Raw genomic sequence first — 15,275 nt, 5'->3', positions numbered from 1 at the left:
ATTCCATTCCCAAGAAATCATGCTTCTAATCCAATTCCATGAATCGAATAAAAATATGGTACAATACTTCAAGTGAAAGGGGCTGACGAAGCGTGCAACCAAAAGTGCGAACAGCTGAAATCGTAAAACAATTCAATCTCCACATCGTCACGGGAGAAGAGGGCTTACATCGTCCGATTCTGACGGCTGATTTGTGCCGACCTGGCCTTGTGCTTGCCGGTTATTATGCCTATTACCCGGCAGAACGTCTCCAGATTCTCGGAAAAACAGAATTGACGTTCTTCAATAATTTAACGTACGAGGAACAACGCGAACGAGCGAATGTCCTCTGTACGGATGAAACACCTGGTATCTTGATCACGCGTGGATTCGAAGTACCGGAAGCGATCATCCAAGCCGCAGACGAGACGAACGTGCCACTGTTGACGACAAAAGGGCATACGACATCGGTCGAGTCACAGATCACGAACTTCCTCGAAGCGGAACTTGCGCCAACGACGGCGATGCATGGTGTCCTCGTCGATATCTATGGTGTCGGTGTCTTCATCAAAGGGGCAAGTGGTGTCGGTAAATCGGAAACGGCACTCGAACTCGTTAAGCGAGGTCACCGCCTAGTGGCAGATGACTCAGTTGAGATTCGTCAAACTGGTGACGGGATTCTCGTTGGGACAGCACCGAAGTTGATTCAACATCTGCTTGAGATTCGTGGAATCGGGATCATCGATGTGATGACGTTGTTCGGTGCAGGTGCGGTTCGCTCGCATAAGAAGATCAGCCTCGTCTGTAACCTCGAGATTTGGGATCAATCGAAAGTCTATGACCGCGTCGGTCTCGATCAAGAGACACTCCAAATCATCGATACGGAAATTCCGTTCCTGACGATTCCGGTTCGTCCCGGACGAAACCTTGCTGTCATCATCGAAGTCGCAGCGATGAACTATCGTCTGAAGAACATGGGCATCAACACAGCAGAAGAATTCGCGGGACGTCTCGCGCAAGCAATTGAAGATGGGAATGGTGGTCTTTGATGGGAACTTTAGCCTCTGTACAACCAACGTTTGACCGCGTGGCGATCGAACTCGGTCCTGTACCGATTTACTGGTACGGCATCGTCATCGCACTCGGTGCGGTCGTCGGTCTCCTGATTGCGATCTTCGAATCGAAGCGAATTGGCTTCAACGAAGAGTATGCGGTCGATGTCGTCATCTGGTCGATTCCGATCAGTATCATCTGTGCCCGGATTTACTACGTTGCGTTCGAGTGGAACTACTATAGTCAACATCTCGACCAAATCATCAATATCCGCCAAGGTGGGATTGCGATCCACGGTGCAATCATCGGCGCGATTTTGACGGTCATCATTTACACGCGTAAGAAAAAGATCTCGTTCTGGCAAATCGCCGATATCTTGGCACCATCCCTCTTGTTCGGACAAGCCGTCGGACGCTGGGGTAACTTCTTCAACCAAGAAGCACACGGTGGCGAAACGACATGGTCGTACTTACAAGATACGCTGCACTTACCGAACTGGATCGTCAATCAGATGTATATTGACGGAACGTACTATTTACCGACGTTCCTCTATGAAAGCATCTGGAATATCATCGGTGTCATTCTATTGATCGTCTGGCGGATGAAGTTCAATCCACGCCGTGGGTATGTCTTCCTCGGTTATCTGATTTGGTACTCGATCGGACGCTTTTATATTGAAGGACTCCGGACGGACAGTCTGATGATGGGGGATGGACTCCGGACGGCACAAATCGTCTCGATCTGTTTGATCATCTTCGGTGTGATTATGATGGTCGTTCGCCGCAACGCCGTTCGTTACTTGGACGGTTCGAAAAAGGAGGCGAAGTAATCGATGATTCGCACGTTACTGTTTGACTTAGATGGAACGTTGATCGATACGAATCCATTGATCTTAAAAAGTTTCGAGCATACGCTCAGTTACTATTACCCGGACCGGACGTTCACGGAAGCGGAATTGCTTCCGTTCATCGGTCCAACGCTTGAAAAATCATTCTCAGCGATGAACGCAGAAGAGTGGAAAGAGATGGTTGCCTTTTACCGGAGCTACAACATCGCGATGCATGACGCGCTCGTGCTCGAGTATCCGGGTGTGCTTGACGGATTACGTCGCCTGCATGAAGCGGGTTATAAGATGGCGGTCGTCACGTCGAAGAGCCGTCGTGTCGCTTTACGCGGCATCGAGTTATTCGGATTGACGTCACTGTTTGACGCCGTCATCGCAGCGGACGACGTGACGGAAGAAAAACCAGCCGTCGAGCCGTTCGAAAAAGCGATGCAGTTGCTTGGATCAACGGCAGACGAAACGATCATGGTCGGTGACAACGATACGGACATTCTCGGTGGTAAGAACGCGGGATTGAAGACAGTCGCGGTCGGTTGGGCGATCAAAGGACGCGCGTACTTAGAAGCCCTCGAGCCGGACGTCATCATTGATTCGATGGATCATCTTGCTGCTTGGCTGGAGGAACAAAATGGCGCGGCGAACTGATCGGTTTCAGGTCGGCACGACGAATCCACTCTGGCACATGTACCGGACGGTGTCGTTCTTTAAAGTGATGTGGTGCTTTACGATCATCACGATCGGGCGGTTTGCTCCGTCGCTTCGTTTCAAGAACGCGCTCTACCGGACATGTCTTCGGATGAAGATCGGGGAGAAGACGGCGCTTGCCTTGATGGTGATGCCAGACACGATGTTCCCGGAGCGAATCACGATTGGTGACAATACGATCATCGGCTTCAATACGACGATTCTCTGTCATGAATATTTGACGACGGAGTATCGTTTAGGTGACGTCGTCATCGGAAGCAATGTTTTGATCGGTGCGAACGTGACGATCCTACCGGGCGTAACGATCGGAGATGGTGCCGTCGTTGGTGCCGGATCAGTTGTTCACCGGGACATTGCACCGAACGAACGCGTCTCGAGTCAGCCGCTTCGCCGGCACGAAATGTGACAAAACTGTGAGAAGGAAGAAGGAAAAAAGATGACGCACATCCGCTTTACGTATAAGACAGGAAAGTATTTCGGAAGATTATTCGCCGAACGTCCACAAGGTCTCGTCGTTGAGGTGTTGGCTGTTGAGAAGCATCCTGTTCAAGGAGATCTTCACCAACCGAACCAAGTCGATGTTCCACTCTTCCATATCCGGACCGCCTTGCATAAGCACGAAAAGATCACGGTTTCGCCCGCAGTCGTTTATGCGTATGACGGAGAGATTCCGGATTATGCGACGAGCTTACGGCAGGCATATGACAAGGACGTGGCACGTCTTGAAGGACTGAATCCGGAGACGGATGCTTTTGTACGAAAATGCTTAGAGAATTACAAAGAACTGGAATCGATTTATGCGAAACGCTGGGGATGAACTCCGGCGTTTTTTTCTGTTGCATGCCTCCTAGAGATAGGGTATTCTTGTGTCTGCAACTACGAAACCAGTTTACTATTTATGGGGGCTTGAATCATGATGGAATTAACCAAATACAAAGCAGACCCCTTTGCGATAACAGCGCGCCAAGCGGAACTTTTTTATTTCCGCGGACGGAAGGCGCACCGGGAAGGGCGACTGGACGAAGCCGTCTATCATTTAGATGAGGCGACGACACTTCAGCCAGCGGACATCCGTTATTTGCTCCGTTATGCCCGTGTCTTATTCGAGACAGGAGAAATCAATCATGCGAATGATGTCTTGAAACAAGTACGCGCACTCGACGCATCAAATACGGAAGCACTCTTTTATTTAGCGAATAACTACGCACACGTCTCACTTTATGAAGAAGCGCGACAACATGCGATGGAATATTTAGAGCAAGCACCAAACGGCAAACACGCGGAGGCATCGGCCGCACTCGTGGAACTGATTGATCTTGAACAAGAGATGGAAGACGACGAAGAGGATGAATTGATTCGTCTGCATGGTCAGGCACAACGCCAGATCGATAAAGGGATGCTGTTCGCGGCACAGGAGACGTTGACTGGACTGATTGCCCAGTACCCGACGTTCTGGCCTGCCTACAACAACCTCGCGATCGTCGAGTTCTATTTAGGAGAGAATGATCAGGCATTCGCTTCCCTCGAACGGGTCCTTGAAGGGAATCCGGGAAATTTGCATGCCCTCTGTAACACGCTCGTCTTGCTACACGAGATGGGACAGGACGAAGAGGCACATCGTCTCTCTCGTCAGCTCGAACACGTCCGTTCTGTGCATCTTGAGACACGTTATAAGGTCGCGTCGACGTTAGCGATCATCGGACGGTACGATATCGCCTATGAAGAGTTGAAATTACTCGAGCGTCGCGGTTACCGAGGAGATCCACTCTTCGGTCACTGGTTATCGATTTCTGCCTATAAGACGGGACACGTCGAAGAAGCGGCGGCTTTCTTGAAGTCGGACGAAGCACAAGCGTTAAAGGAAGAAACGGATACGTATGACATCCGCCACAACCTGCAGTTCCGTTCAGCACTCATCCAAGCGTTGAAGACAGAAGATGATGTCTCGCGCATCTTCACGGCACTGCTCCTTGGCAAACTGAACGATGCCGAGGCACGACTGGCGTTATCGATGATGCCAGAAGTGACGGACCGGGAAGACGTTCTCTTATTGACAGAACAGATTGTCATTGAGATGGAAGGTCGGACTGATGTCGTGGATGAACGCATTCACCGGGCATTGCAGACGATCCGTCTTGCGGAACGATTCGTTTCAGACGAAGAACGAATGAGTCTTGAAGGTGATTTTTACGAGCGCTTCGCACAACTCGTCTTAAGCGGTGAGTCATTCGATTCGATCGAAGCATCCGCTGCATCGCTGCTTTATCTGTTCCATGATTTACGGGACGGGATGTTAATCGAAGAATGTGCATCGCTCGTCGATTGTTCGTTCGATCATGTCGCATCAATGATCCGGACACATGAACGGATGCTGGCACCGCTGCAAGCAAAGTGTTAGACGTTTAGGCGATTCTCACCTATACTCAAACTACAACGATTACGATAAATGGGGTGGAATCATGGCGGAAACAGAACAAAAAATTTATGACGTCATCATCATCGGGGCAGGTCCTGCTGGGATGACAGCCGCACTTTATGCATCACGTGCGAACCTTTCGACATTAATGATCGAACGCGGGATTCCGGGCGGTCAAATGGCGAACACAGAAGATATCGAGAACTATCCAGGATACGACAGTATCCTCGGACCCGATCTCTCGCAAAAAATGTTCGACCACTCGAAAGCATTCGGCGCAGAATATGCGTACGGAGACGTTCGGAGCATCGAAGACGGTAAAGCATACAAAACGATTCATGCACACAACAAAGATTACTACGCGCGGGCGATCATCATCGCGTCTGGTGCACAATATAAAAAAATCGGCGTACCGGGTGAAGAAGAGCTCGGCGGTCGCGGTGTTTCTTACTGTGCTGTCTGTGATGGCGCGTTCTTCAAAGAAAAAGAACTCTTCGTCATCGGTGGGGGCGACTCTGCTGTTGAAGAAGGCGTCTACTTGACACGCTTCGCGAAAAAAGTCACGATCGTACACCGTCGTGATGAGCTCCGCGCTCAAAAGATTCTTCAAAAACGTGCGTTCGACAACCCGAAAATCGACTTCATCTGGAACCATACGGTCAAACAGATCAACGAACAAGACGGGAAAGTCGGCGGTATCGAGCTGATCAACACAAAAACAGCTGACGTGACGACGCATCCAATTGATGGTGTCTTCATCTACATTGGGATGAACCCAATCACTGGTTACGTCCAAGATCTCGGCATCTTAAACGACCAAGGCTACGTCGTAACGAACGAAGCGATGGAAACGAACATCAAAGGCATCTTTGCTGCCGGTGATGTTCGTGAGAAAACACTTCGTCAAGTTGTTACAGCAACAAATGATGGTTCGATCGCAGCGCAAAATGCACAGCATTTCATTGAAGCGTTGCTTGAAGAATTACAAGAATCCTCACACGCATAATAACGAACCAGTTTCATTGAAGGAGACTTCAGTGAAGCTGGCTCTTTTTTTATGATATACTGAGAAAGAAGTGAAAAATACACACGGAACTGTTGTCTGGAGGGCGAAAAGATGGAACAGAATCAACCGCAACTTGTCATCATCACGGGTATGAGTGGGGCTGGGAAGACTGTCGCAATGAACAGCTTTGAGGACTTAGGCTATTTTTGTGTCGACAATCTGCCCCCGACGTTACTGCCGCATCTCATCGAAGTCATCGGACAAGTGCGTCCTAAAATCGCCGTTGCCATCGATACCCGCGCGCGTGATTTCATCGACAGCTTTTTTGTCGTCTATGAGGATCTAAAGAAAACCGATTTACAAATCCGGATGTTGTATCTTGATGCACGAAACGATGTTCTCGTTCGTCGTTACAAGGAATCGCGTCGTTCGCACCCGCTCGCACCGACAGATTCCCCATTGATCGGGATCGAACGTGAGCGGACGTTGCTCGAAGGATTCCGTGATAAGGCACAGATGCTGATTGATACGAGTGACATCAAGCCGCTTGCACTGAAAGAGCGTCTCTTGAAGGAGTTCACGGAAGGCACGCGGATTCCGTTCACGGTCAACGTCATGTCGTTCGGTTTCAAACACGGCTTACCGCTTGATGCCGATCTCGTCTTTGACCTGCGCTTCTTACCGAATCCGTTCTACATTCCAGAGCTGCGTCCAAAAACAGGACTCGACGAGGAAGTCGCGTCGTACGTCATGCAGTGGCCGGAAGCGAAGCTGTTCTATAAAAAACTTGTCGATTTGCTCGAGTTCCTGATTCCACAATACGAGCGGGAAGGGAAGTCGCAACTCGTCATCGCCCTCGGTTGTACAGGCGGGAAACACCGCTCGATTACGTTCGCCGAAGCGATCAGTAAAGAATTTGCGACGCAGTATCACATCGAGACGAATCACCGGGATTATGTGCATGCGAAGGAGGAGAAGTGATGAAATGGGAACGTAAAGTCGTCGCTGTCGGTGGCGGGACAGGACTCTCGACGCTTCTTCGTGGACTCAAGCATTATCCGCTCGACATCACAGCCATCGTCACGGTCGCTGATGACGGCGGCAGTTCTGGTCGTCTGCGGACGGAATTCAACATGTTGCCGCCGGGCGATATCCGAAACGTCATCGTTTCCTTATCGAAGTCGGAGACGTTGATGGACCGAATCATGCAGTACCGGTTCGAGACCGGGGAAGGACTACACGGGCATTCGCTCGGAAACTTAATGCTGACGGCAGCAACCCAGCTCTGTAATGGTTCGTTCGTCGAAGCAATCGGCGTCATGGGACAACTGTTGAACGCGGAAGGAAAAGTCTATCCGGCGACGGAGCGGACGATCACGTTATGTGCTGAGTTCGAGGACGGAACGATCGTCAAAGGTGAGTCGTTGATTCCGAAGGTCGGCAAAAAGATCGAACGGATCTTCCTTGAAGAACAGGACGTCCGTCCGGTACCGGAAGCGATTCAGGCGATTCTTGACGCCGACGTCATCGTCCTCGGTCCGGGTAGTCTCTATACGAGTATCATCCCGAACGTCCTGATCGATGAGATCCGGGAAGCGATCCAACAATCACTGGCTCCGGTCGTCTATATTTGTAACGTCATGACACAACCCGGCGAGACGACGGCGTTCACAGCCAATGAACATTTAGCGGCACTCGAACGCTTCCTCGGACAAGGCGTCGTTGATACGATCATCGTCAACAACGAATCGATCGATGCGAGTTACCTGAAGAAATACCAGAAGGATCACGCTGACATCGTCACCTATAATGAAAAACAATTCGAGCTCGCTGGCGTTGAAGTGCTGGCAGACGATATCGTCGATTACAATCATCACTTCATCCGTCATGACTCAGATGCCGTCGCAAGCCTCGTCATGCGAAAAGTGTTGTCGATTCGACGGATGCGTCAACTCGAAGGAAAGGAGGAGCTGACATGAGCTTTGCCTCAGAAGTCAAAAAAGAATTAACGCAGATTCCGATCACCGATCACGAGATGAAGGCGGAACTCGCGGCACTCGCTCGGATGAACGGTGCGATCTCGTTCGGTCTCGGACGTGGTCTGACACTCGATATCTCGACCGAGAATGCCTCGATTGCCCGTCGGATCTACTCATTGCTGAAAAAAGCATACGGAGTCCATCTTGATCTGCTCGTGCGGAAGAAAATGCGTCTGAAAAAGAATAACGTCTACATCGTCCGCGTCAAACAACAGGCGGATAAGATTTTACAAGACCTCGGAATCCTCGGAGAGGGGTTCACGATGATTCGTTCAATCAGTGATACGATCCTCAACGATGAACGAAAAGCACGCGCTTATTTACGAGGGGCGTTCCTCGCCGGAGGTTCGCTCAACAATCCCGCGACGTCGTCGTATCACTTGGAGATCTTCAGCTTATATGAAGAACATAATGCGGCGCTCCGTGGTCTATCGAACGTCTTTGATTTGAACGCGAAAGCGATCGAACGGAAAAAGGGACACATCCTCTACATCAAGGAGAGCGAGAAGATTTCCGATTTCCTCAAGCTCGTTGATGCGACACAATCGATGCTACGGTTCGAGGATGTCCGGATCTTAAAGGATATGCGTAACTCGGTCAACCGTCTCGTCAACTGTGAGACGGCGAACCTCAACAAAACGGTCGGTGCGGCATTACGCCAAGTCGAGAACATCAAGTTCCTCGAGCGGACGGTCGGACTCGATGTCTTACCGGATAAGTTGAAGGAGATCGCGATCTTGCGTGTGACACATCAAGACGTCACGTTACAAGAGCTCGGGGAGATGGTCGAAAGCGGCTCCATCTCAAAATCAGGGATCAATCACCGGTTGCGGAAGATTGATCAAATCGCTGAAAAAGTACGGAATGGAGAGTCGATGACAGGGGCCTTATAAGAGGGTCGCTTGCGGGATGAACCATAGTCTACTATAATATATAGTCGATGCAACTAAATGTTCGAATTAAGGAGTTTTTGAAATGGCTAACGAAAAGAAACGTATTTCGCTGACAGTCGATGCGAAGTTTGATGAAGTGTTAACAAAAAAAGCGAAATCAATCGGTGTACCGAAAAGCACACTCGTTGCGTTCGCAACATCTTTATTCCTGAAACAATTACAAGCAGAAGAAGAGCTTTCGCCACATGCGAACGCGATCTACTCGCTGATTCGTGAAAACCACGATATCGTTTCAGACATCACAGACTTGATCGACTGATCATCGACCTCTCGTTCTATAAGGAACGGGAGGTTTTTTGTATGCAACGATAAACGACAAGACTTTATGGATACAAAAAAAGTGTCTCCCGAAGGAGACACTCTGGATGACTTATGCACGTTCCATGACGCGGTCGATGAGACCGTAATCAGCAGCAGCTTGTGCTGACATGAAGTTGTCACGCTCTGTATCGCGTTCGATGACTTCAAGTGGTTGTCCTGTGTTTTCAGCCATGATTTTGTTGAGGTGCTCACGCATTTTGATGATACGCTCCGCATGGATTTTGATATCCGATGCTTGACCTTGTGTACCACCGAGTGGTTGGTGGATCATGATTTCAGCGTTTGGTAACGCGAAACGTTTTCCTTTTGCGCCTGCTTGGAGCAAGAACGCACCCATCGATGCAGCCATACCGATACAAATCGTTGAGACTTGTGGCTTGATGAAGTTCATTGTATCGTAAATCGCCATACCGGCAGTGATCGAACCACCTGGGCTGTTGATGTAAAGCGAGATTTCTTTATCTGGATCTTCTGCTGCTAAGAACAGAAGTTGGGCAACGACTGAGTTGGCGACGTTGTCGTCAATCGCGCTCCCGAGAAGAATGATGCGGTCTTTTAGCAAACGTGAGTAGATATCGTAAGCACGTTCCCCGCGGTTTGTTTGTTCGATGACTGTTGGAATTAACATAGTCTTTGCCTCCTTATAGTTGGTATGTAGCTTCCTATTCGACTTATCCTTATCATAATCCTTTGGTCAATATTGGTCAAAAGATACGATGCGACTTTTAGGTATTTTTCCATTACAAGGGCAAATGAAACATATCAATATAGAAAAAAGGCAACGCCATTGCTGGCATTGCCTTGTGGTTGAATAAATGGTACACCCGGAGAGATTCGAACTCCCGACACCTGGTACCGGAAACCAGTGCTCTATCCCCTGAGCTACGGGTGCATCTGATGTACTGAACAATTAATAGTATAGCGACATTTTTTCAGAAAAGCAATAGGGAAGCATGACTTTTCTTTTCTCTAGCGACTCAAAAGGGGTTCAGAGCACGTTTTTTAAAACGTTTCTTCTATAATAAGAAGTGGGGGAGGGGAATCGATGGATCAACGCCAGGAACAGACGCAACAGATGACGTTATCGGCGTCACAACAGTATCAGTTACATGTGCTTGAACAACCAGCGGCAGAGCTCGAGGAGGAATGGCGACGGTTGAAACGACGGTTGCACCGCCATTACCCGAATCAGGTTTCGTTAGAGGTCGAGCAGATGGCAGGACATTTGGCGTCCTATGAAGACGAGCTTCTTGCACAAATACGTTTAGAATCAGTCAGACAGGAAATAGGATATATGGCGGAACAACTCATCGTGTATTTAGAAGCGGACGGTTTATTGCGGACATCGGACGAGCAACTCGCTGCATCCTTCTCGACCAATGTCGCAACGATTAAAGAAGCACGGACACTCTTACAACAATGTGAACCAGTCGGCATCGCTGCCCGCTCGGAACGCGAGTGCCAATGGTTACAGGCGATCGAGCTAGACGACACGGAATTGATCGAACTGACGGATCGGTTGCGGCATGCTCCGGCGAGTCAGGTATTCGCTCAGTTCAGTGAACAGGACCGGACACGATTGCGAAAACGATTGACGCGGCTGAGCCGGACACCGGATCTTCCTAAAGAGGAACGATCGGTCATGGCAGAAGCGCGGATTCACCTGTTAGTTGGAAAACTTCAGATCGACTGGATGACACTCGACACGGATCAGACGTGGCTCGAATTAAAAGAGGCAACGCCTTTTTTGCGCGCGTACGAACGACGTCGCGTTACGATGCATGCCATCCTCTCGGTCTTGCTTGAGCGACAAGAACGCTGGTTCAAGGGAGAACTGCATCTTGAGCCATTGACGAAAAAACAAGTCGCAGAAGCAACGGGACATCATCCGTCAACGATTGGTCGAGCGATTGCTGCGAAGTATGTCGAGACGGTCCATGGTCTCGTTGCTTTAGAAGACTTGTTCGTCTCACGAACGACAAGCGGAGATTCGAGTTTTTTGATTAAACGGCGGATCGCCGAATACATTCAGCACAGTGATTGTCCGTTAAGTGATCAGCAATTAACGGATCGCCTGCAAGCAGACGGTCTGACAGTCGCGCGACGGACGGTTGCGAAATATCGGGCAGCGCTTGGTTTAACAAAAAAAACGATGCAGCAAAGGAAGGCGCAATCAGAATGGGATTAAAACGACACAGACACTTAACACTCTATTCACGTCCGGGATGTACGCTATGTGAAGAGGCCGCCATCTTACTCGACTTCGTACTCGATGAGTTTCCGGAATGGACGTTCGAGGAAGTCAACATTGATCAGGATGAAGCGCTCAGTCTACGGTTCTTATACGAGATTCCCGTTGTCATGCATGACGGCGAAATCTGGAGTTATGGCAAAATCGAGACGGAAACGATAAGAAACCGCTTACTTCAAAAAACTTGAGAAACGAGACTTGCAAGGCGAGAAATGGACTGTTATGATAACGGTGTACCAAGTGGGACACGTTATGACATGCGGGACAGAAAGCGTCCAGCTACTTGAGAGGAGAGGGAAATACATGATTCGGCAGTTAGTCCAGATCCAAAAACGAATCGTGCCTGATCTGATCGAAGAAATGCAGACACGCTACGACATCCTTCATTACGTGCGACTGATGCAACCGATCGGACGACGTACGCTTGCGACAAGCCTTGGCTTGACGGAACGCGTCTTACGGCGGGAAGTCGACTTCTTGAAGCAGCAAGACCTCCTAGAGGTCGCGACGCAAGGGATGTCCTTGACGGATGAAGGACGAAACGTTCTTCGCAGCATGCACAGCATCATGGGAGAACTCGCAGGGATCTCAGACATGGCGAAAGCCTTGAAAGAGAGACTCGGAGTACGGGACGTCGTCATCGTACCGGGTGATTCCGATGAGACCTTCTGGGTACAACGAGACATGGGGCGGGCGACCGTCGCACGACTCAAACGAGAGCTTTCTTCAAACCATCACAATACGATCGCTGTCACAGGCGGTACGACGATGGCTTCCGTCGCGGCGATGATGTCGCCAGATAAGGAACACCGTCCGATGACGTTCGTTCCGGCACGCGGAGGATTAGGAGAAACGCTCGAACTACAAGCGAACACAGTATGCTCACGGATGGCGTCACGCGCTCAAAGTGATTATCATCTGCTTCACATCCCAGACATGGTCAGCACAGAGACTTTCGTCAAGATGATCGAAGAGCCGAGCATAAAAAATGTGCTTCAAATGATTAAAGGTGCTTCAATCGTGGTACATGGAATTGGTGAGGCGAAAACGATGGCAAAACGTCGTCGTGCGTCTGAGGATCTCCTGACCCGACTGGAACATGAACAAGCAGTAGCGGAAGCATTCGGATATTACTTCGATCGAGACGGGAACATCGTGCACCGGGTCAAGACAGTTGGTCTCCAACTGGCTGACTTGAAGCAAGTCGAACACGTCATCGTCGTCGCAGGTGGTCATTCGAAGGCAGAAGCGATCAACGCCTATGTCAAACAGTCGCCAGACATCATCCTGATCACGGATGAAGGCGCAGCAGCTTCGATTTTGAAAGGGTAACCCCCTTTTGAATAATAGATAACTCGCTTTACATTAAAAGGAGGAAAATTATCATGGCAGTAAAAGTTGGTATTAACGGATTTGGACGTATCGGACGTTTGGCACTTCGTCAAATTCTTCAATTCGATGGAATCGAAGTAGTCGCGATCAACGACCTTACAGACACTAAAATGCTTGCACACCTTCTCAAATATGATACGACTCAAGGTCGTTTCGACGGCGAAGTTGAAGTACACGACGGTTACTTCCTCGTCAACGGTAAAGAAATCAAAACACTTGCTAACCGCAACCCAGAAGAACTCCCATGGGGCGAGCTCGGTGTTGACATCGTTCTCGAATGTACTGGTTTCTTCACAGACAAAGAAAAAGCTGAGCTTCACTTGAAAGCTGGCGCTAAAAAAGTCGTTATCTCTGCACCTGCAACTGGCGACATGAAAACAGTCGTCTTCAACACGAACCACGAAATCCTTGACGGAACTGAAACAGTTATCTCTGGTGCTTCATGTACTACTAACTGTCTCGCGCCAATGGCTAAAGTTCTCCAAGATCAGTTCGGAATCGTTGAAGGTCTCATGACTACGATCCACGCTTACACTGGTGACCAAAACACACTCGACGCTCCACACCCTAAAGGTGACTTCCGTCGTGCACGTGCGGCAGCAGCAAACATCGTTCCAAACTCAACTGGTGCTGCAAAAGCAATCGGTCTCGTTCTTCCAGAACTTCAAGGTAAACTTGACGGATCTGCACAACGTGTACCAGTCGCTACAGGTTCACTCACTGAGCTCGTAACTGTACTCGACAAAAAAGTTTCTGTAGAAGAAATCAACGCAGCAATGAAAGCAGCTGCTAACGAGTCTTACGGTTACACTGAAGACGAAATCGTTTCTTCTGACATCGTTGGTATCTCTTACGGATCACTCTTCGATGCAACACAAACTAAAGTCATGACAGTCGGCGACAAACAACTTGTTAAAACAGTTGCTTGGTATGACAACGAAATGTCTTACACTAGCCAACTCGTTCGTACACTCAAACACTTCGCAGAAATCGCTAAGTAATTCGAGCAATTAAATAGCAATTGAATAAGAGCGGAAACGATATCAGTCTCCGCTCTTATTGCGGAAAAAAGCGGGAGGGGCATTCGCCCCTCACTATACGTAAGAGACGGAGGACGAATGTATGAATAAGAAATCGATTCGCGACATCGATGTACAAGGAAAACGCGTATTTACACGCGTGGATTTCAACGTACCGTTGGAAGACGGTAAAATCACGGATGACACACGGATCCGTGCTGCACTCCCAACGATCAAACACTTGATCGACGGCGGAGCAAAAGTCATTCTCGCTAGCCACATGGGTCGTCCAAAAGGCGAAAAGAACCCTGAGTTCTCACTTGCACCAGTCGTAGCACGCCTCAGCGAATTGCTTGGTAAAGACATCAAGCTCGTTGAAGAAGCATACGGTCCAGTTGCAGAAGAAGCAGTCAGCAAACTCGAAAACGGCGATGTCGTCGTCTTAGAGAATGTTCGCTTCTACCCTGGTGAAACGAAAAATGACGAAGAGCTCGCTAAAGGATTCGCGAAACTCGCTGACGTCTTCGTCAACGACGCGTTCGGCGCAGCACACCGTGCACACGCATCGACAGAAGGTATCGCACACCATGTCGACACAGCAGTTGCCGGTCTTCTCATCGAAAAAGAACTTCAAGTTCTCGGTAAAGCTCTTTCTAACCCAGATCGCCCGTTCACGGCAATCATCGGTGGTTCGAAAGTAGCGGACAAAATCGGTGTCATCGATCACTTACTCGACATCGTCGATACGTTGATCATCGGTGGCGGCTTATCGTACACGTTCCTCACAGCTCGTGGTATCGAAGTCGGTACTTCACTTCTTGAGGTCGACAAAATCGACCAAGCGAAGGAATTCATGAAGAAAGCAGAAGAAAAAGGCGTTAAGTTCCTTATGCCAATCGACTGCGTCATCACGAAGGAATTCGGAGAAGAAACATATGTCGGACCACGTGACATCACAGAGATCCCAGCAGATCACATGTCACTTGATATCGGTCCAAAAACGGTTGAACTCTATGCAGAGGCAATCAAGAACTCGAAACTCGTCGTCTGGAACGGACCGATGGGCGTATTCGAACTCGATAAATACGCAAACGGTACAAAAGGTGTCGCGCAAGCTCTTGCGGACAGCGATGCGTACTCAATCATCGGCGGTGGCGACTCAGCTGCTGCGGCAGAGAAATTCGGTCTTGCTGACAAAATGAGCCACATCTCTACAGGTGGTGGAGCAAGTCTCGAATTCATGGAAGGGAAAGCTCTTCCTGGTGTCGAAGCGCTAAACGACAAGTAATCTAAGTTC

General features: G+C 49.3%; 16 protein-coding genes, 1 tRNA gene and 1 pseudogene. 16 read left to right on the top strand and 2 right to left on the bottom strand.

Annotated elements, in window-relative coordinates; all coding sequences use genetic code 11:
- Positions 1-92 precede the first annotated feature (92 nt).
- From hprK to KNQ03_RS06285, 11 genes are all read left to right on the top strand, one after another.
- Entirely contained in the window at positions 93-1,028 is a 936-nt protein-coding gene (gene hprK / locus KNQ03_RS06335) for an HPr(Ser) kinase/phosphatase (RefSeq protein WP_035396292.1), read from the top strand.
- Positions 1,028-1,861: a prolipoprotein diacylglyceryl transferase gene (gene lgt / locus KNQ03_RS06330; RefSeq protein ID WP_214723897.1), complete on the top strand. Its 834-nt coding sequence runs from the start codon at positions 1,028-1,030 to the stop codon at positions 1,859-1,861. The genes hprK and lgt overlap by 1 nt, the downstream gene beginning before the upstream one ends.
- 3 nt (positions 1,862-1,864) lie before the next feature.
- Entirely contained in the window at positions 1,865-2,521 is a 657-nt protein-coding gene (ppaX, locus tag KNQ03_RS06325; protein ID WP_214723895.1) for a pyrophosphatase PpaX, read from the top strand.
- A complete protein-coding gene (locus tag KNQ03_RS06320; protein WP_035396297.1) occupies positions 2,505-2,987 on the top strand; it encodes an acyltransferase in 483 nt (160 codons plus the stop codon). Before ppaX ends, KNQ03_RS06320 begins: the two co-directional genes overlap by 17 nt.
- A 30-nt stretch (positions 2,988-3,017) precedes the next feature.
- Complete coding sequence (kapB, locus tag KNQ03_RS06315) at positions 3,018-3,398, top strand: sporulation phosphorelay system protein KapB (RefSeq protein ID WP_023469227.1); 381 nt, start codon at positions 3,018-3,020, stop codon at positions 3,396-3,398.
- Between the two features lie 96 nt (positions 3,399-3,494).
- Positions 3,495-4,979: a tetratricopeptide repeat protein gene (locus KNQ03_RS06310; protein WP_047393317.1), complete on the top strand. Its 1,485-nt coding sequence runs from the start codon at positions 3,495-3,497 to the stop codon at positions 4,977-4,979.
- Positions 4,980-5,040: 61 nt separating this feature from the next.
- Complete coding sequence (gene trxB / locus KNQ03_RS06305; RefSeq protein WP_023469225.1) at positions 5,041-6,003, top strand: thioredoxin-disulfide reductase; 963 nt, start codon at positions 5,041-5,043, stop codon at positions 6,001-6,003.
- Between the two features lie 111 nt (positions 6,004-6,114).
- On the top strand, positions 6,115-6,984 hold the full coding sequence (gene rapZ / locus KNQ03_RS06300) for an RNase adapter RapZ (RefSeq protein WP_050678698.1): 870 nt from the start codon (positions 6,115-6,117) through the stop codon (positions 6,982-6,984).
- Positions 6,984-7,982: a gluconeogenesis factor YvcK family protein gene (locus KNQ03_RS06295; RefSeq protein ID WP_035409984.1), complete on the top strand. Its 999-nt coding sequence runs from the start codon at positions 6,984-6,986 to the stop codon at positions 7,980-7,982. The genes rapZ and KNQ03_RS06295 overlap by 1 nt, the downstream gene beginning before the upstream one ends.
- Positions 7,979-8,935, top strand: a complete 957-nt coding sequence (gene whiA / locus KNQ03_RS06290; RefSeq protein WP_023469222.1) for a DNA-binding protein WhiA — start codon at positions 7,979-7,981, stop codon at positions 8,933-8,935. The genes KNQ03_RS06295 and whiA overlap by 4 nt, the downstream gene beginning before the upstream one ends.
- Before the next feature lie 82 nt (positions 8,936-9,017).
- Positions 9,018-9,254, top strand: coding sequence for a hypothetical protein (locus KNQ03_RS06285; RefSeq protein ID WP_023469221.1), 237 nt, complete (start codon positions 9,018-9,020; stop codon positions 9,252-9,254).
- A gap of 111 nt (positions 9,255-9,365) precedes the next feature.
- Here KNQ03_RS06285 and clpP read toward each other — a convergent pair.
- Both clpP and KNQ03_RS06275 read right to left on the bottom strand, forming a co-directional pair.
- A pseudogene (gene clpP / locus KNQ03_RS06280) lies at positions 9,366-9,950 on the bottom strand (ATP-dependent Clp endopeptidase proteolytic subunit ClpP); the annotation flags it as partial.
- A gap of 182 nt (positions 9,951-10,132) precedes the next feature.
- Positions 10,133-10,208 (bottom strand) — tRNA-Arg (locus KNQ03_RS06275).
- Between the two features lie 153 nt (positions 10,209-10,361).
- Here KNQ03_RS06275 and KNQ03_RS06270 point away from each other — a divergent pair.
- From KNQ03_RS06270 to KNQ03_RS06250, 5 genes are all read left to right on the top strand, one after another.
- Positions 10,362-11,504, top strand: coding sequence for an RNA polymerase factor sigma-54 (locus tag KNQ03_RS06270; RefSeq protein ID WP_214723893.1), 1,143 nt, complete (start codon positions 10,362-10,364; stop codon positions 11,502-11,504).
- On the top strand, positions 11,495-11,755 hold the full coding sequence (locus KNQ03_RS06265) for a glutaredoxin family protein (protein ID WP_214723891.1): 261 nt from the start codon (positions 11,495-11,497) through the stop codon (positions 11,753-11,755). Before KNQ03_RS06270 ends, KNQ03_RS06265 begins: the two co-directional genes overlap by 10 nt.
- Before the next feature lie 115 nt (positions 11,756-11,870).
- Positions 11,871-12,899, top strand: coding sequence for a sugar-binding transcriptional regulator (locus tag KNQ03_RS06260; RefSeq protein ID WP_251140239.1), 1,029 nt, complete (start codon positions 11,871-11,873; stop codon positions 12,897-12,899).
- 53 nt (positions 12,900-12,952) lie between these two features.
- Entirely contained in the window at positions 12,953-13,960 is a 1,008-nt protein-coding gene (gene gap / locus KNQ03_RS06255) for a type I glyceraldehyde-3-phosphate dehydrogenase (RefSeq protein ID WP_035409970.1), read from the top strand.
- 121 nt (positions 13,961-14,081) lie between these two features.
- Entirely contained in the window at positions 14,082-15,266 is a 1,185-nt protein-coding gene (locus KNQ03_RS06250) for a phosphoglycerate kinase (protein WP_035396304.1), read from the top strand.
- Positions 15,267-15,275: the final 9 nt, after the last annotated feature.

The organism is Exiguobacterium sp. s143, assembly GCF_018618895.1.
GTDB lineage: Bacteria > Bacillota > Bacilli > Exiguobacteriales > Exiguobacteriaceae > Exiguobacterium_A > Exiguobacterium_A abrahamii.
Note: the sequence above shows the minus strand (reverse complement) of the source record. Positions and strands in the feature narration are given on the sequence as shown.

Excerpts from the sequence above, each read along its gene's own strand:
- lgt (WP_214723897.1), top strand. The coding sequence starts at position 1,028 with ATGGGAACTTTAGCCTCTGTACAACCAACGTTTGACCGCGTGGCGATC.
- ppaX (WP_214723895.1), top strand. The coding sequence starts at position 1,865 with ATGATTCGCACGTTACTGTTTGACTTAGATGGAACGTTGATCGATACG.
- KNQ03_RS06320 (WP_035396297.1), top strand. The coding sequence starts at position 2,505 with ATGGCGCGGCGAACTGATCGGTTTCAGGTCGGCACGACGAATCCACTC.
- kapB (WP_023469227.1), top strand. The coding sequence starts at position 3,018 with ATGACGCACATCCGCTTTACGTATAAGACAGGAAAGTATTTCGGAAGA.
- KNQ03_RS06310 (WP_047393317.1), top strand. The coding sequence starts at position 3,495 with ATGATGGAATTAACCAAATACAAAGCAGACCCCTTTGCGATAACAGCG.
- trxB (WP_023469225.1), top strand. The coding sequence starts at position 5,041 with ATGGCGGAAACAGAACAAAAAATTTATGACGTCATCATCATCGGGGCA.
- rapZ (WP_050678698.1), top strand. The coding sequence starts at position 6,115 with ATGGAACAGAATCAACCGCAACTTGTCATCATCACGGGTATGAGTGGG.
- KNQ03_RS06295 (WP_035409984.1), top strand. The coding sequence starts at position 6,984 with ATGAAATGGGAACGTAAAGTCGTCGCTGTCGGTGGCGGGACAGGACTC.
- whiA (WP_023469222.1), top strand. The coding sequence starts at position 7,979 with ATGAGCTTTGCCTCAGAAGTCAAAAAAGAATTAACGCAGATTCCGATC.
- KNQ03_RS06285 (WP_023469221.1), top strand. The coding sequence starts at position 9,018 with ATGGCTAACGAAAAGAAACGTATTTCGCTGACAGTCGATGCGAAGTTT.
- KNQ03_RS06270 (WP_214723893.1), top strand. The coding sequence starts at position 10,362 with ATGGATCAACGCCAGGAACAGACGCAACAGATGACGTTATCGGCGTCA.
- KNQ03_RS06265 (WP_214723891.1), top strand. The coding sequence starts at position 11,495 with ATGGGATTAAAACGACACAGACACTTAACACTCTATTCACGTCCGGGA.
- KNQ03_RS06260 (WP_251140239.1), top strand. The coding sequence starts at position 11,871 with ATGATTCGGCAGTTAGTCCAGATCCAAAAACGAATCGTGCCTGATCTG.
- gap (WP_035409970.1), top strand. The coding sequence starts at position 12,953 with ATGGCAGTAAAAGTTGGTATTAACGGATTTGGACGTATCGGACGTTTG.
- KNQ03_RS06250 (WP_035396304.1), top strand. The coding sequence starts at position 14,082 with ATGAATAAGAAATCGATTCGCGACATCGATGTACAAGGAAAACGCGTA.